This window comes from Pontibacter deserti, assembly GCF_023630255.1.
GTDB classification, from domain to species: Bacteria; Bacteroidota; Bacteroidia; order Cytophagales; family Hymenobacteraceae; genus Pontibacter; species Pontibacter deserti.
Window position 1 is genome coordinate 2360995 of record NZ_JALPRS010000001.1, and the last position, 21674, is coordinate 2382668.

At 44.3% G+C, this 21674-nt stretch carries 20 protein-coding genes and 1 tRNA gene; 13 read left to right on the plus strand and 8 right to left on the minus strand.

The features are described 5' to 3' along the window. Positions 1–194 precede the first annotated feature (194 nt). Positions 195–1373 (plus strand): MFS transporter, encoded by a 1179-nt coding sequence (locus tag MJ612_RS10380; protein ID WP_187033407.1) that lies wholly within the window; start codon positions 195–197, stop codon positions 1371–1373. Positions 1374–1387: 14 nt separating this feature from the next. Here the strand turns inward: MJ612_RS10380 and rlmH are convergent, their stop codons facing one another. After that, positions 1388–1861 carry a 23S rRNA (pseudouridine(1915)-N(3))-methyltransferase RlmH gene (gene rlmH, locus MJ612_RS10385; protein ID WP_187033408.1) on the minus strand — a complete coding sequence of 158 codons (474 nt, stop codon included), beginning with the start codon at positions 1859–1861 and terminating at the stop codon, positions 1388–1390. Positions 1862–2056: 195 nt separating this feature from the next. On the opposite strand from rlmH, the gene MJ612_RS10390 reads away from it, so the two are divergent. The 4 genes from MJ612_RS10390 (at position 2057) to MJ612_RS10405 (ending at position 4902) form a co-directional block, all read left to right on the plus strand. Next, positions 2057–3157, plus strand: coding sequence for a hypothetical protein (locus MJ612_RS10390; RefSeq protein ID WP_187033409.1), 1101 nt, complete (start codon positions 2057–2059; stop codon positions 3155–3157). Positions 3158–3238: 81 nt separating this feature from the next. Beyond that, on the plus strand, positions 3239–3766 hold the full coding sequence (locus MJ612_RS10395) for a GNAT family N-acetyltransferase (RefSeq protein ID WP_187033410.1): 528 nt from the start codon (positions 3239–3241) through the stop codon (positions 3764–3766). Positions 3767–3804: 38 nt separating this feature from the next. Further along, the gene (locus MJ612_RS10400) at positions 3805–4245 is read left to right on the plus strand and encodes a hypothetical protein (protein WP_187033411.1); all 441 of its coding nucleotides are present in this window, start codon (positions 3805–3807) and stop codon (positions 4243–4245) included. 36 nt (positions 4246–4281) lie between these two features. Next, complete coding sequence (locus tag MJ612_RS10405) at positions 4282–4902, plus strand: hypothetical protein (RefSeq protein WP_187033412.1); 621 nt, start codon at positions 4282–4284, stop codon at positions 4900–4902. 8 nt (positions 4903–4910) lie between these two features. Here MJ612_RS10405 and MJ612_RS10410 read toward each other — a convergent pair whose 3' ends face one another. Further along, the gene (locus MJ612_RS10410; protein WP_187033413.1) at positions 4911–5246 is read right to left on the minus strand and encodes an MGMT family protein; all 336 of its coding nucleotides are present in this window, start codon (positions 5244–5246) and stop codon (positions 4911–4913) included. Positions 5247–5605: 359 nt separating this feature from the next. Between MJ612_RS10410 and MJ612_RS10415 the strand changes: the two genes are divergently transcribed. From MJ612_RS10415 to MJ612_RS10440, 6 genes are all read left to right on the plus strand, one after another. Continuing rightward, the gene (locus tag MJ612_RS10415; RefSeq protein ID WP_187033414.1) at positions 5606–6706 is read left to right on the plus strand and encodes an efflux RND transporter periplasmic adaptor subunit; all 1101 of its coding nucleotides are present in this window, start codon (positions 5606–5608) and stop codon (positions 6704–6706) included. A gap of 12 nt (positions 6707–6718) precedes the next feature. Further along, on the plus strand, positions 6719–9814 hold the full coding sequence (locus tag MJ612_RS10420; RefSeq protein ID WP_187033415.1) for an efflux RND transporter permease subunit: 3096 nt from the start codon (positions 6719–6721) through the stop codon (positions 9812–9814). Between the two features lie 33 nt (positions 9815–9847). After that, the gene (locus MJ612_RS10425) at positions 9848–11161 is read left to right on the plus strand and encodes a TolC family protein (RefSeq protein ID WP_187033416.1); all 1314 of its coding nucleotides are present in this window, start codon (positions 9848–9850) and stop codon (positions 11159–11161) included. 109 nt (positions 11162–11270) lie between these two features. Continuing rightward, the gene (locus tag MJ612_RS10430) at positions 11271–12554 is read left to right on the plus strand and encodes an MgtC/SapB family protein (RefSeq protein ID WP_187033417.1); all 1284 of its coding nucleotides are present in this window, start codon (positions 11271–11273) and stop codon (positions 12552–12554) included. A gap of 69 nt (positions 12555–12623) precedes the next feature. Beyond that, the gene (locus tag MJ612_RS10435) at positions 12624–14465 is read left to right on the plus strand and encodes a glycoside hydrolase family 15 protein (RefSeq protein WP_187033418.1); all 1842 of its coding nucleotides are present in this window, start codon (positions 12624–12626) and stop codon (positions 14463–14465) included. Beyond that, positions 14452–14922 (plus strand): hypothetical protein, encoded by a 471-nt coding sequence (locus MJ612_RS10440; protein ID WP_187033419.1) that lies wholly within the window; start codon positions 14452–14454, stop codon positions 14920–14922. Before MJ612_RS10435 ends, MJ612_RS10440 begins: the two co-directional genes overlap by 14 nt. A 254-nt stretch (positions 14923–15176) precedes the next feature. Here MJ612_RS10440 and MJ612_RS10445 read toward each other — a convergent pair whose 3' ends face one another. The 5 genes from MJ612_RS10445 to mltG all read right to left on the minus strand — a co-directional run bounded on the left by MJ612_RS10445 (position 15177) and on the right by mltG (position 18916). Further along, a complete protein-coding gene (locus tag MJ612_RS10445) occupies positions 15177–15896 on the minus strand; it encodes an outer membrane beta-barrel protein (protein WP_187033420.1) in 720 nt (239 codons plus the stop codon). 262 nt (positions 15897–16158) lie between these two features. Further along, positions 16159–16243, minus strand: a tRNA-Ser gene (locus MJ612_RS10450). A 139-nt stretch (positions 16244–16382) separates the two neighbouring features. Beyond that, entirely contained in the window at positions 16383–17345 is a 963-nt protein-coding gene (locus MJ612_RS10455) for a YihY/virulence factor BrkB family protein (RefSeq protein ID WP_187033421.1), read from the minus strand. Continuing rightward, on the minus strand, positions 17342–17755 hold the full coding sequence (locus MJ612_RS10460; protein ID WP_187033422.1) for an acyl-CoA thioesterase: 414 nt from the start codon (positions 17753–17755) through the stop codon (positions 17342–17344). The genes MJ612_RS10455 and MJ612_RS10460 overlap by 4 nt, the downstream gene beginning before the upstream one ends. A gap of 90 nt (positions 17756–17845) precedes the next feature. After that, the gene (mltG, locus tag MJ612_RS10465; RefSeq protein ID WP_187033423.1) at positions 17846–18916 is read right to left on the minus strand and encodes an endolytic transglycosylase MltG; all 1071 of its coding nucleotides are present in this window, start codon (positions 18914–18916) and stop codon (positions 17846–17848) included. A 239-nt stretch (positions 18917–19155) separates the two neighbouring features. Between mltG and MJ612_RS10470 the strand changes: the two genes are divergently transcribed. Next, positions 19156–19782, plus strand: a complete 627-nt coding sequence (locus tag MJ612_RS10470) for an L-threonylcarbamoyladenylate synthase (RefSeq protein WP_187033424.1) — start codon at positions 19156–19158, stop codon at positions 19780–19782. A gap of 49 nt (positions 19783–19831) precedes the next feature. On the opposite strand, the gene MJ612_RS10475 is transcribed toward MJ612_RS10470, so the two are convergent. After that, positions 19832–20722 carry a lysophospholipid acyltransferase family protein gene (locus tag MJ612_RS10475; RefSeq protein WP_187033425.1) on the minus strand — a complete coding sequence of 297 codons (891 nt, stop codon included), beginning with the start codon at positions 20720–20722 and terminating at the stop codon, positions 19832–19834. A gap of 254 nt (positions 20723–20976) precedes the next feature. Here MJ612_RS10475 and MJ612_RS10480 point away from each other — a divergent pair, with 254 nt between their 5' ends. Next, positions 20977–21582 carry a WbqC family protein gene (locus MJ612_RS10480; protein WP_250419119.1) on the plus strand — a complete coding sequence of 202 codons (606 nt, stop codon included), beginning with the start codon at positions 20977–20979 and terminating at the stop codon, positions 21580–21582. The last annotated feature ends 92 nt before the right edge of the window (positions 21583–21674 follow it).

Sequence of the window (21674 nt, forward strand, 5' to 3'; positions counted from 1 at the left end):
TTACAAGCAGCCAACTATACTTGCCCAACAGCTTTTACTGTAAAAAGATTTAATCCACGATAATGAGCAGAGCAGCGTTTTGTATTTAAAATGAGCAGGTACCTAAAGTAACTCCGGCATCGTAAAGCAGTGCTGTAAGCTGTTTTAGTAGCAATATATCTGATTCCCTGCCCCGACTGTTAAAACTATAAGCTTTGAAGTACATCACCAAAGCCATCTGGATCTTATCTGTTGTTAGCCTGCTAACCGATACGGCCAGCGAAATGCTGTACCCTGTTATGCCTATCTACCTTAAAAAAATTGGTTTTTCGGTGCTGCTGATAGGTGTGTTGGAAGGTATAGCAGAAGCAACTGCCGGCCTCAGCAAAGGCTACTTCGGAAAGCTTTCGGACGTTACCGGAAGGCGGGTACCTTTTGTGCAGTTGGGCTATACTTTAAGTGCTGTTTCCAAACCCATGCTGGCCCTGCTTACTTACCCGCTCTGGATCTTTTTTGCCCGCACCCTCGACCGCTTTGGCAAGGGCATACGCACCGGTGCCCGTGATGCTATACTTTCTGATGAAGCCACACCAGCTACCAAAGGCAAAGTATTCGGATTTCATAGAGGCATGGATACGTTGGGTGCAGTTTTAGGACCCGGTTTGGCGCTGCTCTACCTCTATTTCTATCCTGAAGATTATACAACATTATTCTACATCGCATTTATTCCCGGTTTACTCGCTATACTGGCTTCGCTGTTATTAAAGGAGAAAGTTGCAAGCAGATCCACGTCCCAGGCCAGGCCTTCTTTCTTTTCCTTTCTTGGCTACTGGAAAGAAAGCCCACCGGAATACCGAAGGCTTGTTGCCGGACTCCTGGCATTTACCTTATTCAACAGCTCCGATGTGTTTTTGCTGCTTAAAATGAAACAGACAGGCATCTCCGACACAGCCGTTATCGGTATCTATATCTTTTATAACCTGGTGTATGCCTTATTTGCTTTTCCGGCAGGTATAGTGGCCGACAAGATCGGGCTGAAGAAGATGTTTATACTTGGCCTGGTACTTTTTGCAGGGGTATACTTTGGGGTGGCAGCACAAAATAGTTTGTATGTTTACCTGCTCCTTTTCCTGCTTTACGGCATGTATGCCGCCGCTACCGAGGGTATCTCGAAGGCCTGGATCAGCAACATTACCAGCAAACAGGATACTGCTACTGCTATCGGCACTTATTCCGGTTTCCAGAGCATTTGCACCATGCTGGCAAGCTCACTGGCGGGTTTAATCTGGTACAACTATGGCGCTCCGGCAACTTTTATACTTACCGGCACAGCAACAGTACTAGTCATTTTATACTTGCTGTTGATTGTTAGGCCTGCGCCAGCAACAGTATAGCAGTAAGTATAGCTTTAATCGTTGTGGTACTTTTCGCCGCGCAGAATGGTGAAGCCGCGGTAAAGTTGCTCGGTAAAGAACATCCGGATCATCTGGTGCGTGAATGTCATTTTAGACAACGCCATTTTATCATTTGCCCGCTCATACACAGCCGGCGAAAATCCGAAAGCCCCTCCTATTACAAATATCAGGTTGGTGGTAACGCTGTTCAGTTTCTTTTGCAGAAAGGTGGCAAACTCACCGGACGTAAACATCTTGCCTTTTTCATCCAGCAGAATCAGGAAATCGCCTTCCTGCACTTTCTGAAGTATAAGTTTGCCTTCTTCTTCCTTCAGTTTATCGGGGCTATACTTGCCGCCCTGCTTTATATCAGGTATAACTATAAACTCGAACGGGTGGTAATGCTTCAGTCGTTTCAGGTACTTGTCTATCCCCTCTTCCAGAAACTTTTCGTCGGTTTTGCCTATCGCTATTAACTTGATCTTCATTGGTTGCGGCTGTTTCTGCGAAGGTCGTTCTAAAACAAGTTTTTTGCAATTATACTTGAGATGGTGACCGGGTAAAATGTATTAGTAATTTCTTATATTTGATAAGTAGGTACTCATGCTAGCCATTGTATTTGGCAAATAACAGGAGTAGGAATACTGCTATACTTTAGTTACCGCAAATATGAAATAATAAGAATGAAATTAATTCTTTCAATTGTTGTGTTATTCTCCGTTTGTTTCTACTGCAAAGCCCAAACAAGTGACTTTGATTCTTTGGTTGTATCTTTTGGGACTAGAGTGGGGCCATTCTTTGAAGATAGCATTAGTGTACCTTCAATTTATAAGGGAAAAGACTTTAATATTAGTCTAGCTGATTCTTCCATTGGCTTCAAAACTAAAACAATAGTAATAAACAGTCCAAATCCAAACAGTTTGTTCCCTTTGTCCTATTCTGTTATCTATAAAGGGCATGTTATATCCTTGTTCGAGCCAGGTCATTATGCTTGCTTCAGATTATCTGACTTTTCAAGAAATAAGAACTTAGAAGCTGCATTAAACAAGCGAAAGTTTAAAGCTCATTGGTTAATTGACAATAAACTGTATGGCCTGTCTAAAGGCCGATTCTGGTATCTCAATTCATCAAATAACTGGATTAAAACACAAAAGCTTCCACTTAAAGTCAACTCTAAATCCCATCTATATGAAAACAAGGATTACATTGTGTTTAGTGACTGTAATGGAGAATGGGGCGGAACAGTTTATTTCTACAATCGAGAAACGAAAGAAACCTATTTTACCGAGGCAACCTGTGCTAATACTGTTACAAAAGATGAGGAAGGGTTTAAGATTCTTTCACATTTGGGTCATGAAGGGGGAAGTGCTGATCTAAAACTTGTCCCTGACCCAACTAAACTCACGAATCTGAAGAACTTAAAAACAAAAAGAATTAACATTGAAACCAATGAATTTTCTAACTCTACAAAACATGTAGCCGAGCTCTTTGACTTCTATTGGATTCAGTTGTTTTCAAGTTTTGAGTGGGAAGATAAAATCTTATATGTTGTTCATTGGCAGAATAGGACTTTTTTAGCTGAGATTAATGGGAATAAAGTTCTAATAGTAGACCCTCTCTTTAACAGTGATTTGTATACTCATGAGCCCATAACTAAAAAATACGCATCTGGAGAGATATTTATTAACTTAGATGATTATGGGACTGCAGTTGAAAGAGAAATCTCAATGATACTGATTAGAGATAAAGAAATTATAAAAATCGATTGGAACAAAAAACACTAGCGGAAACAAGACCACTTGTGCATGTGAGTACACCATATCAAGGATGTTAATAACAATTCCTCAATTTCCCACTCTAAAAGCATGGAAAACATTAACATAAAAAGAGTAACGCTAAACGACATTATCCAATTGCAAGAAATTGGCAGACAGACGTTTTCCGAGACTTTTTCAGCAGGGAACTCGGAGGAGAATATGGCAGCATATTTAGAAGAAGGATTCTCTAAAGAAAAATTAACTGCTGAACTGAATAACCCAGACTCAGAATTTTATTTTGCTCTACTCAACAATAAGGTGATCGGCTATCTGAAACTGAACTTCGGACAATCACAGACAGAACTACAAGACGACAAAGCACTTGAGATTGAACGGATTTATGTGCTGAAAGAATTTCACGGACAAAATGTAGGACAACTGCTTTATGAGAAGGCAATGCAAATTGCAAAGCAGAAAAATGCAGCCTATGTTTGGTTAGGTGTCTGGGAAGAAAACCCAAGAGCAATAAACTTTTATAAGAAGAATGGCTTCGTTGCCTTTGACAAACACATTTTCAGGTTAGGCAACGACGAGCAGACGGACATAATGATGAAACTGCAATTGAAAGACAGATAGAAAATAACCTATAGATAAAACCTTTAAAACATAGAAGGATGAACCCGATCATTAGAAACATTCTGGCAATTATAGCTGGTATTGTAATTGGCAGTTTAGTGAATATGAGCCTTATCGCGGTTAGCGGTTCCATCATTCCTCCCCCAGACGGCGCAGATGTTACTACCACAGAAGGTTTAAAAGCATCCATGCATTTGTTCCAGCCTAAGCATTTTATTTTTCCGTTTCTGGCACATGCGCTGGGCACTTTTGCAGGCGCATTTATAGCTGCGTTAATTGCCGCTAACCACAAAATAAAACTTGCGCTGGGTATTGGTATCTTTTTCTTAGCCGGAGGTATAGCCAGTGTTTTCATGCTTCCTTCCCCAACCTGGTATACTATAGTTGACTTAGTTGGAGCATATATTCCGATGGCATACATAGCAGGAAGGTTAGCAACCAAAAGAAACAAATTCGCACATCAGGAAAACTTAGCTTAAAACCGATTTGTTATTGAGATTCAGCAAATCATTCCTATGCATAAACTGGTCTTTATACTTACCTTATGTCTCTTAGGTCAGGCGGCCTTAGCCCAGGATTCCACTTTTATAAAAGTGCACTTCCTGTACGGCTCTAAGCCGCATCCAAAGTATAAAAACGTGGAAGAGAAATGGTTTGGTGGTGTATTGGGCGGGCATGTAGGTATAGAAGCCGGTAGCAGCAACCAGATCCTGAACTTTGTGCGAAAGGGTAAATTCCATTGGTTCCCGAATAAGCGGAACCCGCACAGCACCTACATTCACTTATCTGAAGAAATGTTTTATGACCTTTATAAAACCAGCAGTGATAGTATAAAGAGGGCTATAGTTTATATTCCGATTACAACGCAGCAAAAGCAACAACTAGCTAATATCTCCACAGCTTACCTGAACCAGACACCCTACGATTACGCCCTTACAGGCATGCGATGTGCTGCAGCAACCTACGAAATACTGGCTCATTTAAATATAGTACCGGCTTACACACAGCCAAAGACCGCTACTAAAATACTATATCCTAAAAAGCTGCGCACTAAACTGTTTGCATTAGCCAGCACCAACAACTGGAAAGTGGAAAAACACGAAGGCTCGGTAAAGAGAATCTGGGATCGGGATTAGCCCCTACCCTACAGCAGTTCTTTACTAGGGTCCCAGAACAGTTTATCGAAGTTTACAACCTGGTCGTTCTCAACTTTTACACCTTCCTGTTCCAGGCGCTCCCTCATGGCGTTTGGCTCATCAAAATGCTGTTTACCTGTTAACATACCAACCCTGTTTACTACCCGGTGTGCTGGTATTTTGGTTAGCGGATGTGATGCGATTAAGGCCCAGCCAACCATACGCGCCGAGCCCTTAGAGCCTAAATAACTGGCAATAGCCCCATAAGACGTAACCCGGCCTGTTGGTATCAGCTTTACCACTTCATATACATTTTCAAAGAAGTTTTCTTTTTTGTCGCTCATAATTGTATTGCTATCACAAACGGTTTAACCTGATAAAGTTGCTGTTTAGCTATTCAATTTATACTTACGCAGATTTACCCCCCGGCTGGTTTCTGATTTATACTTTAACGTTATAACTTTAAATCTCAGAGAACACAGTAAAACCATAAAATGGAAGTACTGCCATCACCTGATTAAACCATTTGCTTACCTGGTAGTCCAAGAGTTCGGCTTGGGCCGAAACTGCAAAATTACCGCAGTTGCTGGCAAAACAAGTAGCAGGTAGCCCGGTTATACTTTTTGCAAAACTAAATTTATACTTTAATAGCTAAACTAACATCCTCTGCCCGAGGAAACCTATCAAAATCACCTAACATTTTATGAAGATCAAATACATCGTTTACACCCTGCTTATACTCGGATTTGGAGCACTGGTAGCTTACCGCATCACGCAAAATAAAAGCGAAGGAGCCGGTGGTCCGGGTGGCGGTGGCGGCAGAGGTCCAGGTGGTCCAGGCGGCCCGGGTGGTATGCCAGCTATGCGTGTAGACGGCGTGGTAATTCAGCCACAGAATTTTGCTAACACTTTGTCTGTTACTGGCTCTATAGAAGCTGATGAGCAGGTACAGATCAGGTCTCAGGTATCTGGTTTAGTAAAATCCATCTCTTTTCAGGAGGGAAATAAGGTTAGCAAAGGCCAGGTATTGGTAAAGATTGATGACTCGGAACTGCGTGCACAGTTGGCTCAAGCCCGTACGCGCCAGAGCCTGGCCGCTGAAAATGAGCGCCGTGCAGGATTGCTGCTAAACAAAGAAGCCATCAGCCGTGAAGAATACGATGTTGCCCGCGCCGACCTGAAATCAGCACAGGCACAGACACAACTGATACAGGCCCAGCTGGCTAAAACAACCATACGCGCCCCGTTCTCTGGCCGCATTGGTCTGCGCAATATCTCTGAAGGCAGCTTCATTTCGCCAGAAACTGTTATAGCCAACCTGGTAAGTACAGACCCGCTGAAGATCACGTTCTCAGTTCCTGAAAAATATGCCAGCCAGGTAAAGCAAAACACTGCCCTTACTTTCACGGTTGCCGGTTCATCCGAAAAACATACAGCCACCGTTTATGCTATTGAGCCAGGTATAGAAGCCAGCAGCCGTACATTACAACTTCGTGCACGCGCTGCCAACGCTGATGGCACCTTAATGCCAGGTTCTTTTGCGAATATCGAACTGCCGTTAGCTGTTATCGAGGATGCGCTGCTAGTACCTAGCGAAGCCATTATACCTGTACAGAACGGTAAAAAGCTGTTTGTAGCAAAAGATGGTAAAGCCAAGGAAGTGATGGTAGAAACATCAACAAGAACCGAAAAGGATGTACTGATCACGACGGGCCTGCAAGCTGGTGATACTGTACTGACAACCGGTATCATGACGTTAAAAGAAGGTACTCCTGTGAAAGTAGCAGTTGGAAAGAAACAGTAAAGATCGAGAAGTATGAGTTTATCAACCACAAGTATAAAGCGTCCCGTTTTCACGATCGTTATAAACCTGATGCTGATCTTATTTGGCTTTATCGGGTATAGCTTTCTGGGGGTGCGCGAGTATCCGTCTATCGACCCGGCCATTGTATCGGTTAGTACCAGTTACTCGGGTGCCAACGCCGATATTATTGAGTCACAGATAACGGAGCCACTCGAAAAAGCCATTAACTCTATCGATGGTATCCGTAACATTTCTTCATCGAGTAACCAGGGTCGAAGCAACATCAACATTGAGTTTAACCTGGATAAAGACCTGGAAGAAGCTACCAATGATGTTCGCGACAAAGTATCGCAGGCCGTAAGAAACCTGCCGCAGGATATTGATGCACCGCCGGTAGTTGCCAAAGCCGATGCAGACTCTGAACCGATCATTACCATGACGGTGCAAAGCGAGAGCCGCGACCAGTTGCAGCTGAGCGATTATGCCGAAAACGTAATATCACAGCGTCTGCAAACTATACCAGGTGTAAGTAGCGTGCAGATCTGGGGACAAAAACGCTATGCCATGCGCCTGTGGCTCGACCCGATGAAGCTTGCCTCTTACGGACTAACTGTTGGCGACGTACGCACTGCCCTTAACCGTGAGAACGTAGAATTGCCTTCTGGTAAAATCAGTGGCGAAAACACTGAACTGGTTGTTAAAACGTTAGGGAACCTCTCTACTGCCGAGCAATTTAACAACCTGATCGTTAAGTCAGACAACAATAAGATCATCCGTTTCAGCGATCTGGGCACAGCAGAGCTTGGCCCTGAGAACTATGAGACGAAGATGAGTGAGTCGGGTAAGCCAATGGTAGGTATGGCCATTATACCGCAGCCTGGTACAAACTACCTCGATATATCCGACAAATTTTACGAGCAGTTCGAGAAGCTGAAAAAAGACCTTCCGGAAGACATAAAACTGGACATTGCGATGGATAATACCATATTCATTAAGCAGTCAGTTACAGAAGTGGCCGAAACTATACTTATCGCGCTGGTACTGGTTATACTTATTATTTACCTGTTCTTCCGCGACTGGAGTATTGCTTTCCGTCCGCTTATCGATATTCCGGTATCCCTGATCGCTACATTTTTTATCATGTACCTGTGTGGTTTCTCTGTAAACGTATTGACGCTATTGGCAGTGGTACTCGCAACAGGTCTTGTGGTGGATGACGGTATTGTGGTAACAGAGAACATCTTTAAGAAAGTAGAAGAAGGCATGTCGCCGATAGAAGCTGCCATTAAAGGATCTAACGAGATCTTCCTGGCTGTAATTTCCATCTCGATTACGTTGGCTGCGGTGTTCTTACCGGTTATTTTCCTGGAAGGCTTTGTGGGGCGCCTGTTCCGGGAATTTGGTGTGGTGATTGGTGCGGCTGTTCTTATTTCAGCTTTTGTATCGCTGACCCTGACCCCGATGCTGAACGCTTACCTGATGAAAGGTGGCGCACATAAGAAAACGAAGTTCTACAACTTTACAGAGCCATACTTCGAGAAAATGAACGCAAGCTATGCCAGTGCGCTGAGCAGCTTTATGAAACGCAAATGGCTTAGCTTCCCGATCATCCTCGTTTGTATCGGTTTAATTGGTCTGTTCTTTACTATACTTCAGAAAGAGACTGCCCCTTACGATGACAGAAGTATGCTGCGCGTAATGGCTACTGCCCCTGAAGGCGCTTCATACGAGTACATGGATCGTTTTATGCAGGAGCTGAATCAACTGGTAAACGACTCTATACCTGAGAAAGATGTAAACCTTGTGATCACTTCGCCTGGTTTTGGCGGTGGATCTGTGAACAGCGGTATGATGCGTATTGCCCTGAAGCAGCCAAACGAACGCGAACGCTCTCAGAAAGAAGTGGCTGATTACCTGACCGGCCTTACACGCCGTTACCCGGAAGCGCGTACAATGGTTACCCAGCAGCCAACCATCTCTGTAAACCGCCGTGGTGGCCAGCCGATACAGTACATTATCCAAGCACCAAACTTTCAGAAGCTCGAAGAAAAAATTCCTGAGTTTATGGATGAAGCCAGCAAAGATCCTACTTTCTCGAACGTAGACGTTAACCTGAAATTTAATAAACCGGAAATCAACATTTCTATTGATCGTGAAAAAGCACAAAGCTTAGGAGTATCGGTAATTGATGTGGCTCAAACACTGCAGCTGTCGCTGAGTGGGCAGCGCTTCGGGTACTTTTTGATGAACGGTCGCCAGTACCAGGTAATGGGCCAGTTCGACCGACCAGACCGCGATGATCCGCTTGACCTTACTTCGCTTTTCGTACGCAGCAAAGACGGTAAGTTGGTTCAACTGGATAACCTGGTAACCATGACCGAGCGCAGCAGCCCGCCACAGCTATACCACAACAACCGTTACATGTCGGCTACTATTTCGGCTGGCTTAGCACCGGGCAAAAGTATAGGCGATGGTATCGAAGCGATGGACCGTATCAAGGAAAAAGTACTGGATGACACCTTCTCAACTGACCTTGGCGGCGAGTCAAGAGACTTTGTAGAGAGTGGATCAAATACGACCTTTGCTTTCGGCTTAGCTTTACTTTTGATCTATCTTATACTTGCTGCACAGTTCGAGAGCTTTGTTGACCCGCTGATAATTATACTTACCGTACCTATGGCGGTAGCTGGTGCCATGCTTTCGTTGTGGTTGTTTGGCCAGACATGGAACATCTTCAGCCAGATCGGTACAATTATGCTGATTGGGCTCGTGACGAAGAACGGTATATTAATAGTCGAATTTGCGAACCAACTCCGGGAACAGGGCAAACCGAAACACGAGGCCATATTGGAAGCTGCTGAAGCCCGTCTTCGCCCGATCCTGATGACAAGTTTGGCGATTGCTTTAGGTGCGTTGCCAATTGCACTGGCGCTGGGTGCTGCTGCACAAAGCCGTATGGGTATGGGTATTGTAATTGTGGGCGGTACTATGTTCTCGCTTATACTTACCCTGTTCGTTATTCCGGCCATCTATGCTATGTGGTCCAGACCGCGCAAGCACCACCCGGAATTTGAGCAGATCGAGGCTTACGAAAAAGCAGTTGTTTAATCTCTAACCTGACTTATCTTACTAAATACTTATATGAAGTATAAAATTGCTGTTCTTGTAGCATTTGCTTTGTCTATACTTTTTGCGGGCAGCGCAAATGCACAGGAAGTTCTGACGCTGGAAGATGCCATTAAAATTGCGTTGGAGCGAAACTATGACATCAAGCTTGTAGCAAATGATCTGGAAATAGACAGGAACAATGCAAACCGTGCCAATGCCGGAATGCTGCCTGTTGTTACCGGTACCCTTAATCAGAACAACACTATACAAAATAGCTCGCAAACTCGCGAGAGTGGTGATAAGGTAGAACGTAACGGAGCCAGAGGCTCCACTTTAAATTATGGCGTTGGCCTTAACTGGACCATTTTTGATGGCCTTGGCATGTTTGCGCGCTACGAACAGTTGAAAGAGTTTCAGAAACTAGGCGAAGCCGACCTGCAGCAAACCATACTTACCAGAATTGGTGATGTAATGAGCACCTACTACGACCTGGTACAGCAGCAGCAGCAACTAAGAGCACTTGATACGGCTATGCTGATTTCGCGAGAGCGGGTGCAAATTGCAAAAAACCGTTTCGAGATTGGTAAAGTGTCTAAGTTGGAGGTACTGAATGCACAGGTTGATTACAATACCGATACGACCAGAATTATGCGCCAGCACGAACTCTACCAGAATACACAGACACAGCTGAACGAACTTCTGGCACGAGACGTGAACCTGCGCTTCAGGGTAGTAGAAACCTTTACGATTGACGATCAGCTGGTACTACAACAACTGGCTGATAAAGCGGCACAGCAGAACCCGGCCCTGCAGGCTGCCATCATTAACAAGCGTGTAGCTGAGCTAGACATGAAACAGGTAAAAGCCAACCGTATGCCAAGGGTTAGCTTAAATACCGGCTATAACTTTAACCGGGCCGAATCAGCACTTGGATTTACTACCTTATCAACTGGTAATGGGTTAAACTACGGCGTATCAGCTTCTGTTAACATATTCAACGGATTTCTGCAGCGCCGCAGCGAGCAGAATGCCGCTATCTCTATGAAGAGTGCACAACTGGAGTATGAGCAGCTAAACCAAAATATAAACTCGCAGTTAACCTCTGCTTACCAAACATACTTAACGAGCCTGTCGCTGGTAGAACTGGAGGAAAACAACCAGAAAATTGCCAGACAGAACCTGGACATCACGCTGGAAAAGTTAAAGCTTGGCAGTATCACCCCTATCGAGGTACGAGAGGCACAGCTAAATTATGTAAATGCCACTGTTCGCTTTACTAATGCGCAATTTCAGGCTAAAATAGCTGAAGTATCCTTAAGAGAAATTGCAGGCACATTGACCTTTTAAGTTTACGTATCAAGTATAACCTGCATGCTACATGCAAGTATAAAAGTATAGCAAACAGCTATACTTTTATTTTTTATACTTATACCTCCTTTCAAACAACCTACACACTATGCCAGACATTGAGCTCTTCCAGACATTGGCAATTTCACTAGGCCTTGGTTTATTGGTGGGTTTGCAACGTCAGCATGAGAATGCGCGCATGGCCGGTGTCCGCACCTTTCCCCTCATTACTGTTTTTGGTACAGTATGCGCGTGGCTGGCTCAGGACTTTGGTGGTTGGATAATTGCTGCAGGTGCACTAGGTACTACAGCTCTAGTTGTAGTTGCTAACCTAATGCAGCGCGGAAAAGAACATGTAGATATTGGCCAGACCACAGAAGCTGCAGTGTTGCTTATGTTTGCAGTTGGTGCCTACCTGGTATCCGGAAAAACACCTGTAGCTATAGCCATTGGTGCCTCTGTTGCCGTTCTGCTGCACCTGAAGGAACCCCTGCACCAGGCTATTGCAAAACTGGGCGAAAAAGACCTGCGGGCCATTATGCAGTTTGTAGTTATTTCGCTGGTTATACTTCCCGTGCTTCCCAACAAAACGTATGGCCCATACCAAGTAATGAACCCCTATAATATCTGGCTGATGGTGGTGCTGATTGTAGGAATTGGCTTAGCCGGCTATTTTGCCTATAAAGTCTTAGGGAATAAAGCCGGCACCTTGCTTGGCGGAATGCTAGGAGGTCTAATTTCGAGTACGGCTACCACGGTTAGTTACGCCAAGCGCTCCAAGTCTGCAGGCAACACTAAAAGTACAAACTATAACCTGGTGGCGTTGGTCATTTTTATTGCTACTGCGGTGTCTTTGCTCAGAATTATAATAGAGATATCGGTGGTAGCCCCTACTACTTTAAGTCGGGTTGCCCCGCCCCTTTTAAGCTTGCTGCTATTGATGGCTATACTTGTAAGCTTCGGGTTTTTTATGAAAAAGGAAGATTCGGGACAAATGCCTGAGCAGGAAAACCCAGCCCACCTTAAAACGGCATTGGTGTTTGGGGTTGTTTATGCTTTGGTTATACTTGCCACAGCCGCCGCCAAAGACCATTTCGGGAAAAGCGGACTATACATTGTAGCTATCATCTCTGGCTTAACAGATGTAGATGCCATTACCCTTTCTACCTCGCGGCTGATGAACAACAAAACCATAGAACTGGAAACCGGCTGGAAACTGATACTAGTAGCAGCGCTTTCTAACATTGCTTTTAAAGGAGCCCTTGTAGCTATACTTGGTAACAAAGCTTTATTTGCCAGAGTGGCTTTATTGTTTGGGATATCGCTGATTGCAGGGGCGCTTATAATCTGGTTATGGCCGCAGGAGTTTGTGCTGGATTGGTTTGGAAAGTAAGTTAGGTAAACAGGAAAATGTAACTAACCCGCCGGATGCGTATCTAACTATAGGACTTACGCATCAACTATGGCAACAAGGCTCACAGACTATACCCTGATCGGGAATTCACGTGCTGCCGCCCTGGTAAGCAATACAGGGTTTATAGATTGGTGTTGCCTTCCTGAATTTGACTCTCCAGCAGTTTTTGCAGCTATTTTAGATAAAGAGCGCGGTGGTTACTTTTCCATAACCCCTGTTGGCAACTATAGTTCGGAGCAGCGCTATGTGCCAGATTCCAACGTAGTGGAAACCATATTTGAAACTGCAACAGGTAAAGCCCGCCTTCTGGATGCCTTTACAGCCCATACAGAAGAAGACAAAAAACGTACGCTTTTCCCCGATCATGAAGTGCTTAGGATTGTGGAAGGCATCTCCGGAAAAATTAGTTTTAAGCTGGAATACGCTCCCGGAATTTACTATGGTAAAAGCACACCTCACCTGCACGACCGGAAAAAGTTTGGCATCCATTTCAACTGGAAAGAACACATTTATACCTTACTCAGCACCCTACCACCTGGCCAGTTAACTCTTGCTGAAAACGAGCCGGGTAAAGCAACTGCTGAATTTGATGTCGGCCCAGGTGAACAGGTTATTTTTTCGTTTAGCTACTCCAACCAAAGCCCGGCTATACTTCCTGAGCTTAAACAAACAGGCCTGGAACGTATGCAGCAAACTATAAGCTTCTGGAAAAACTGGATCGGGAAATGTAGGTATGATGGCCTATATAAAGAAGAAGTAAAGCGGAGCGCATTGGCACTTAAACTATTGACCTACGCTCCTTCGGGTGCCATTATTGCTGCCCCTACCACCTCTTTACCCGAAAACCCCGGCGGCGAAAGAAACTGGGATTACCGTTACTGCTGGCTACGCGATGCCTCTTTTACCATCAGGGCTTTACTAAAGCTCGGGTACGAAGAGGAAGCACACGCCTACATGAACTGGATCCTGCATGCTACCCGTCTGACACGCCCCAAACTACAGGTTGTATATTCTGTGTTCGGCCATGCCTCGTTGCCTGAACAAATACTTAACTGGTTGAAAGGCTACGCAGACTCCAAACCAGTGCGGGTTGGCAATGGGGCGGATAAGCAGTTCCAGCTAGATGTGTATGGCGAAGTGCTGGATGCTGTTTTCACCTACTCTCCGCTGGTTAAAGAGTTTGACCGCGACTCCAGAAGGTTTGTGATCGGGCTGGGCAAGATCATCTGCGAAAACTGGAATAAGCCCGATAATGGCATCTGGGAAATACGATCTTCCAGCCTGCATCATACGCACTCCAAAGTAATGGCGTGGGCAGGCCTGGACAGGCTAATAAAGCTTATTGAAAAGTATAACTGGCCCTATGCACCGCTTGAAAAGTTTAGAGAAACGGCAGCAAGTATAAAAAACGCAATAGAGGATTCTGGTTATAATAGAGAACTCAACTCCTATACCCACGAACTGAACGGTGATAAACTGGATGCCAGTCTGCTTGTTTTTCCGCTTGTGGGGTATTGCGAGGCCTCATCTCCCAGAATGATTTCTACTATAAAGCTGATAGAGGAGCGCCTAGCAGAAAACAGCCTGCTTTACCGCTACCTGAACCTGGAAGACGGGCTCTGTGGAAAGGAAGGCGCATTTGGCATCTGCAACTTTTGGCTGGTCGAAAATCTGGCAAGGATCGGGGAAATTGAAAAAGCCATGACCCTGTTTGATACTATAGTTAAGTGTGCTGGCCTTAATGGGCTTTTATCAGAAGAAATAGATCCTGCCACCTATGCGCTTTGGGGAAACTATCCGCAAGGCTTTACCCATATCGGGTTAATAAACGCTGCCTACGCTATAAACGAAGTATACCACAAAGCTCCTGTAAATCATGCATATCACTAATTTACTTCTCTGGGGTTTTGCCGCCACACTTATACTTACTGTTCTGTTGTCAGTATCCCGGCCACTTGGCTTAACCCGCATGGACCTGCCTTTTATGCTGGGCACCCTTTTTACCTCCAATCGGGATAATGCTCCCTGGCTTGGCTTTCTAGCTCACCTGGCAATGGGTTGGCTATTCGCTTCGATCTATGTCGCAGCTTTTGAAAGTACCGGCCTGCAAACCTGGTGGTTCGGCGCAGCAATTGGGCTGGTACATGCGGCATTTGTACTCACCGTCGGGCTTCAGATCATGAACTACATACACCCCCGAATGGCACGGCCTTACCAGGGGCCAACTCCGACACGGCAACTGGAGCCACCTGGTTTTCTGGCATTAAACTATGGCAGTGGCACACCGCTTATAACCCTAATCGGGCATTTGGTTTATGGTGGTGTGCTGGGTGGTTTCTATAGTTAATTTGGCCAAACTACTTGGTTTAAGATCTTATACTTAATGAGCATCGATTGCCTGCTTTGATAGTTGTTTGGCAGGTGCACTTATAGTATGGCTTTGGCGGAGAGTTATGAGCTTGAATGGTTTGGTAAGTTTACTCAGCAATTATGAGCTTTAATAAAGGATTTATGATGACTCAGTTTTTATAACTTTACTTCCCGGCCGGTTGGTAAAACTTATTTTATACCGGACCGGGAAGTAAAGTTATACCTAAAGTCTTACAGAATATAAGAAAGCTTAACTGCTGCGTTGAAGGTGTTCAAGCCCTGTTCTATAGTGCGGGTATAGGTCTTTGGCTGGTTATATTCGTCCTTGGAGTGAGTAACACGTTCAAACTCAGCAGAAGCAGAAAGAAGATTAGCTTCAAATCCGAGACCAAAGTGGCCAGATGTAAACTCTAACCCGGCACCAAAACCGTAGGCAAAGGTTTTGTCCTTCATGGCATCATAGGTTTGTCTATCAAAAGCAGTTTCCAGATTGTAACTAGGTGAAGTATGAAAAGCCATACCTGCTGAAGCCTTTGCATACAAGAGCAGATTTACTGTACCTGACGAATGTAAGGGCGCTTTTAAATACACATCACCCAGTGCAAAGCTTGATTTCCAAGCGTCGCCAGATGCTTTGGTATAACTATAGTTTGTGTCTTTTCTATACTTCAGGTACTGGCTGCTGTTAAAATCGTTGCTGCGTCTGGCCCAGGTTGCACCAAGCCCAAAATGTTTACCCAAACCTTTGGTGTAGGAAAGTGACAAGAGTGAGCCGTTCTTAGCAAAAGGTGGATTGGGTTCATCCCAGTCATCATTACCAAAATCACCGGCAGGATTAGCCAGACCATAGCTGATGCTGAACTGGGAGCGTTTGTAATCTGTGGGCTGCTCCTGTGCAGTAGCAGTTAAAAACAGGCAGCTTAGGGCAAGTGTAAGTAAAGGTTTAATCATGTTATAATAGTTAAGTATGTTTTCAGAGCTATTAGAGTAAAGGCATACTAGAAAAGTAGCACTCTAATTGGCAGCAAAGAGATCCTGAGGAAGGAATACCTTAGCCAAGGTTGGGAAGCTGGCATACTTCATACACCAGACATCAATGTTTTGGATCTAAGTTTAACCTGCATTAAATATAGCAGAAAAAATATTTATGAAAGCAATAGAAATATGATAGGCCCTAAAACAAAAAAGCCTGAGCTTCACAGCTCAGGCTTTGCAGAGAGTGAGGGATTCGAACCCCCGGACCTGTTACAGTCAACGGTTTTCAAGACCGCCGCGTTCGACCACTCCGCCAACTCTCTGTAATTAATCGTGCAGCAAAAGTATAGCACTGCGCCGAATTTTCAAAACTATACGGCAATATTTTTTACTGGTTTTGGCGCTTAAAGTATAAACTCCTGATTCAGAAGTATAAAATTTTATACTTCATGGCATTCTCTTCTACACTGCTGGTTCAGCAATTTTAGTTTTGCGACGAACCAAACGCTTGGTCACAGAATCTATACTTACATTTATCTCAAAACCTAGTATCAGAATCATCGAGATAAAGTCCAGCCAGATCATCAAACCTATCAGAGCCCCGATAGACCCGTAGAATTTGTTATAGGTATCGAAAGCGCTGATGTACATCGAAAAGATCATCGACACCAGGAAGATGAGCCCCGTTGCTACCACAGCCCCCGCCGAGAAGAAAGGCCATTTATCTTCAATAGCCGGCACATAATAGTAAATAAGCGAAGTAGCCAGCAAAAACAGCAACACAATGGCCACATACTTCAGGATCACGATCAAAGTATAGGTATAGCTCTCGGTTACTACTTCATAGAATACCAGCGCATCCAGAATCCATTGCCCGAAGAAGATAGCTGCTACCGCCGTAAAAAGTATAAGTGATAAGGCTACTGTAAGCAGCGTGGCGATAAGGCGCTTTTTGAAGTAGGTGCGTTTATAAAAGGTATGGTACTTCTTATCAAAAGCATCCATCAGCGACATTATACCATTTGTAGAAAGTATAAGCGCAAACAAAAAACCGAAGGATAAAAGACCACCTCGTGGTTTGTTCACAATATCTTCTATAGTTCCGTAAGCCACCGTATACATTTCGGCAGGCAGGAAATCCGAAATAAAATTGAGGATGCTCTCGCTCAGGTCCAGCGACAATACACTCGGGATGTATGGGATGAGCGTGAAAAGGAAAATTATACTTGGGAAAATAGCCAGGGTAAAGTTAAACGCCATATAAGAAGCGCGCTTGGTAATGGAGTCTAAGCGGAGCTCGCCCAGCAGCACATCAGCCACCTCGTACACCGACGACTGCCCATTATTAAACCGCCACCTTTTCAGGAAAACGATAAACTTACGGTAGGCCCTGCGGCGCTTCAGGTATTGGTGGTTTAACTTCATTCGCTAAAATACGAGTCCATTTTCTGGTGTATCAGTTCCGGCACTGCGGTTGGGCGGCCGGTCTGCATATCCACAAACACCATGGTAGTTTCGCCTACATTCAGCAGCGTTTGTTCCTCGTTGTATACTTCGTATTCAAACTTTATACGAGTACCATGCGGCTTATGCTTTAGCAGCAGCTTTATTGTCAGCAGGTCATCGTATTTAGCCGGACGGATATATTTGCATTTCAGTTCCAGTACAGGCATCATGGTTCCGGTAGCTTCCATCTCCTTATAATGGATGCCCAGCCGGCGAAACACCTCGGTACGTGCTACCTCATAATAAGCCGCATAATTGCCATAGTATACATAGCCCATCTGGTCGGTTTCGGCATAGCGCACCCGTATCTGTACTTCGGATTCAAACATATTGATTACCAGTTGTTGATTGTTGATTGCTATCTGCTATAGTTGATTTTATACTTTCAACAACCAGCAATTAACAATCAACAATCAATGTTATTTCATGATCTTTCGCTCGTTCAGCGCTTTCTGGTAGCGGCGGGCGTTGGCCTGGTGTTCCGCTACATTTGTAGCAAAACTATGATACCCTGAGAAATCCTCTTTCGCACAGAAGTAGATGTAGTCGTGTACTTCAGGGTTCAGCACCGCATCTATACTTGAGATGTTTGGTACATTAATTGGTCCCGGAGGCAAACCTTTATACCTGTAAGTGTTATAAGGAGAATCGTGGCGCAAGTGCACGTTCAGTACACGGCGGATGGTAAAATCGCCAACGGCAAACACCACGGTCGGGTCGGCCTGTAATAGCATCCCTTTTTCCAGTCGGTTCAGGTAAACGCCGGCCACGCGTGGCTTTTCATCGTTTTTTATAGTTTCAGCCTGCACAATTGAGGCAAGCGTAGATACTTCCTGCTGCGATAAGCCAAGTGCTTCCGCTTTGTCCAAACGTTCAGGAGTCCAGAACTTATCATACTCTGTTTTCATACGCTCCATCAGCTCTTTAGCTGTAATGGTCCAGTATACTTCGTATGTATTCGGGATAAACAAGCTTACTACATTGTTCGTGTCGAAGTCCAGCGTTTCGAGATACTCCGGGTCATTAAGCAGTGCGTTTATCTCTTCTTCGGATGGCTCAATTTCGGCAGCCAGCTTTTCGGCCAACTGGCTACGCAGGCGCACGTTGGTAAAAGTTAATTTTACAGGTGTTTGCTGCCCCAGGCGCAGCACCCCAACTAACTGGCGGTTACCCCAGCCATCTTCCAGTTTATAACGTCCCGGTTTTACCAGTTTGTCATAATCCATCAGTTTCGCCATAAAACGCAGCGACAGCGGATCGATAATGACACCACTTGCTTCAATGGAATCCATTGCCTGCTCGTAGGTTGCCCCGGTCGGGATATACACATAGGTATCCTGATCTTTGGTATCCACATTATCGGTATACACGATCTGGTACGCGTAATAAGAGAAGGATACAAACAGCAGCACAAACAGCACCGACAAAGCAGGTATTACCTTACTCTTCTCTTTTTTCTTTCTTTTGGGTGTAGCCACTTTTTTAGCCATAGTAATGTGTAAAGGCACTGGTGTAAGTATAGGTTCCGGCCCTTTTTAATTCAACCGACAAAAATAACACTTATGTTCCTAATTGCGAATGGGTGGATGTGTGATTGAGAGAATTATCTTTGCAAAACTGCCTTAGCAGCACCAAAGCCAGGTATAACCGCTGTTACTGACAAGCATAACGATTGAGGCCTTATTTGAGTATGCTTACTTTATACTTACAAAACAACCAGAAATAAACTATGAGCAACGCCATCTTTTTACAGATCCACCCGGACAACCCACAGGACAAAAAAATACGTGAAGCGGTGGAAGTGCTGCGCAATGGCGGCGTGATCATCTACCCGACGGACACTATTTACGGCATGGGCTGCGACATACACAATGCGCGTGCCATAGAGCGTGTGTGCCAGATTAAAGGCGTAAAACCTGATAAAGTAAATCTGTCTTTCATCTGCTCGGACCTTACCCACATCTCAGACTACGCGAAGATTGACACCCCTACTTATAAAGTAATGAAAAAGGCGTTGCCTGGGCCGTTCACGTTTGTATTAGATGCGACCAGCAATGTACCTAAGTATGCCAGTGCCAAAAAGAAAACGGTAGGTATTCGGGTACCAGACAACAACATTGCCCTGGCGCTGGTGCGTGAATTAGGAAACCCTATACTTTCTACCTCCATCCGCGATGAAGACGAAGTACTGGAATACAGCACAGACCCTGAACTGATTTATGAGAAGTATAGAAACCTGGTTGATGTTGTAATAGATGGCGGACCGGGCAACAACGTAGCCTCGACAGTGGTAGATGCATCCAACAACTTTGAAGTACTAAGACAGGGAGCAGGCGATATTGAAGACTATCTTTAAGAGTACTGAGTTAGTTATTTTAGAAAATGAGACTCAGCACTCGTGCCTCTTAACTAGCGACCTCCGGTCGCTTATGTTTCCAGCGCTTGTGGGTCCAGAGGTAATCGGCAGGAGCCCGTCGAATGGCAGCTTCAAGCTTTCGGGCAAAAATCTCTGTAATCGGAACAGCATCTGATGTACCATCAGATATAACTTCAAAAGTTAAAGTATAATATCCGCGGTTGGTTCGTTTTATATCCAGGAACAGGACCGGGTACTTAAATTTTTTAGCCAGCTTTTCGGCCCCTTCATAAAAAGGCGTATCCTGGTTCAGGAAAGTTGTCCAGAAAGTGATCTCGCTTTTAAGAGGAGTTTGGTCGGAGAGCATGGCAATAACGCGGGGCACTTTCCGGTTAGCAGCAAAATCGCGTAGCGTGTCTTTCATTTTAATGAGCCTGGCGCCCAACCGGCTCCGCGTTCTAAGCATAAAATCCTCAAAAAACGGGTTATTTAAAGGTTTATAAACCCCCTCAGCCGGAAAATCAAACTGTACTGCCCCAGCCGAAAGTACCCACTCCCAGTTACAGGAATGTGAACCCATAGTGATTACAGGCGTACCTCTTTTCACAAAATCATCCAGCACCTCCTGGTTTGCAAAAACTATACGCCGCTCCATTTCCTCCCTGTTCATAGAGCGCAACTTCAGTATTTCTACTACTATATCAGCAAATTGCTGGTAAAAGGCTTTGGCTATACTTTGTATTTCTTCTTCGGATTTCTTGGGAAAAGAATTACGCAGGTTAGTTAAAACTACTTTTTTACGATACCCTACAACATGATAAACTATAAAGTATAGCAGATCTGACAGCAAGTATAAAACCGGCAACGGCAACAACGATAAACCTTTGAGCACTAGCCCAAGCGGATAATAATAAAAAGGTATTTGCTGATCTTTGGCCATAGTGCTTAACTGCCCGTAAAGGTACAACCTAAGTTTAATTACGAATTAAGAATTACGAATTAAGAATTAGAAATTGCTTATGGGTAATGAAATTAAACAGCGGAAAGAGAAACAACCATATCAATAAAGTATAAGCAAAGCTTTCGTCTTAAAACTATTTCAGTTTTATTAGCAAAATAATCAACTTTAGCTATGGCTCTGTTTTCTGGCTACCGCCATTCTTAATTTCTAATTTTTAATTCCTAATTCATAATTTGATTCTCCTTACCGAACTAATGTATAACCCGCCGGTGCAGTATTTCCGGCACGCACTTCAGTCTGATGCCTTGCTTATTGAGCAGCATGAGAATTATGTGAAGCAGAGCTACCGCAACCGTTGCCATGTGCTAACAGCGCAAGGCGTTGTACCTCTCAGCATACCAGTCCTAAAAGGCAACAGCAAGGATAAAACTGTAATAACAGATATTGAGATAGACTATAGCCAGAAATGGCATAACGTACATTGGCGAACCATACAGGCAGCTTATGGCCGTGCACCCTATTTTGAATTTTATAGTGACTATATCAAGCAGGTATATGACCGGCAACCAAAATATTTATTTGAGCTGAACGTTGAACTGTTAAAGCTTTATATTAAATTACTTAAGCTGGATAAATCCTTAAACTACACGGAAACTTACCAGCCTGATGCGCCGGAAAATGTACTGGATCTGCGAAACAGGATACATCCTAAAATCATTCCTGACAATTTGCACGTAAAACCCTATACGCAAGTATTTGGCAAACAATTTGTACCAGAACTTAGTATAATTGACTTGTTGTTTACACAGGGGCCGGCATCACTTTTATTCCTTAAATAAAGCCTGAAAGAGTAGCTGAACAATTCAGCTGCCGGGCGTGTTTAAATGTAAGGCTCTTTCTGTTAGCCTCAATCAATTATCAATTTTAGACT

Excerpts from the sequence above, each read along its gene's own strand:
- MJ612_RS10470 (WP_187033424.1), top strand. The coding sequence starts at position 19,156 with ATGAGCAACGCCATCTTTTTACAGATCCACCCGGACAACCCACAGGAC.
- MJ612_RS10425 (WP_187033416.1), top strand. The coding sequence starts at position 9,848 with ATGAAGTATAAAATTGCTGTTCTTGTAGCATTTGCTTTGTCTATACTT.
- MJ612_RS10405 (WP_187033412.1), top strand. The coding sequence starts at position 4,282 with ATGCATAAACTGGTCTTTATACTTACCTTATGTCTCTTAGGTCAGGCG.
- MJ612_RS10410 (WP_187033413.1), bottom strand. The coding sequence starts at position 5,246 with ATGAGCGACAAAAAAGAAAACTTCTTTGAAAATGTATATGAAGTGGTA.
- mltG (WP_187033423.1), bottom strand. The coding sequence starts at position 18,916 with ATGGCTAAAAAAGTGGCTACACCCAAAAGAAAGAAAAAAGAGAAGAGT.
- rlmH (WP_187033408.1), bottom strand. The coding sequence starts at position 1,861 with ATGAAGATCAAGTTAATAGCGATAGGCAAAACCGACGAAAAGTTTCTG.
- MJ612_RS10435 (WP_187033418.1), top strand. The coding sequence starts at position 12,624 with ATGGCAACAAGGCTCACAGACTATACCCTGATCGGGAATTCACGTGCT.
- MJ612_RS10420 (WP_187033415.1), top strand. The coding sequence starts at position 6,719 with ATGAGTTTATCAACCACAAGTATAAAGCGTCCCGTTTTCACGATCGTT.
- MJ612_RS10455 (WP_187033421.1), bottom strand. The coding sequence starts at position 17,345 with ATGAAGTTAAACCACCAATACCTGAAGCGCCGCAGGGCCTACCGTAAG.
- MJ612_RS10430 (WP_187033417.1), top strand. The coding sequence starts at position 11,271 with ATGCCAGACATTGAGCTCTTCCAGACATTGGCAATTTCACTAGGCCTT.
- MJ612_RS10415 (WP_187033414.1), top strand. The coding sequence starts at position 5,606 with ATGAAGATCAAATACATCGTTTACACCCTGCTTATACTCGGATTTGGA.
- MJ612_RS10400 (WP_187033411.1), top strand. The coding sequence starts at position 3,805 with ATGAACCCGATCATTAGAAACATTCTGGCAATTATAGCTGGTATTGTA.
- MJ612_RS10440 (WP_187033419.1), top strand. The coding sequence starts at position 14,452 with ATGCATATCACTAATTTACTTCTCTGGGGTTTTGCCGCCACACTTATA.
- MJ612_RS10395 (WP_187033410.1), top strand. The coding sequence starts at position 3,239 with ATGGAAAACATTAACATAAAAAGAGTAACGCTAAACGACATTATCCAA.
- MJ612_RS10460 (WP_187033422.1), bottom strand. The coding sequence starts at position 17,755 with ATGTTTGAATCCGAAGTACAGATACGGGTGCGCTATGCCGAAACCGAC.
- MJ612_RS10445 (WP_187033420.1), bottom strand. The coding sequence starts at position 15,896 with ATGATTAAACCTTTACTTACACTTGCCCTAAGCTGCCTGTTTTTAACT.
- MJ612_RS10475 (WP_187033425.1), bottom strand. The coding sequence starts at position 20,722 with ATGGCCAAAGATCAGCAAATACCTTTTTATTATTATCCGCTTGGGCTA.
- MJ612_RS10390 (WP_187033409.1), top strand. The coding sequence starts at position 2,057 with ATGAAATTAATTCTTTCAATTGTTGTGTTATTCTCCGTTTGTTTCTAC.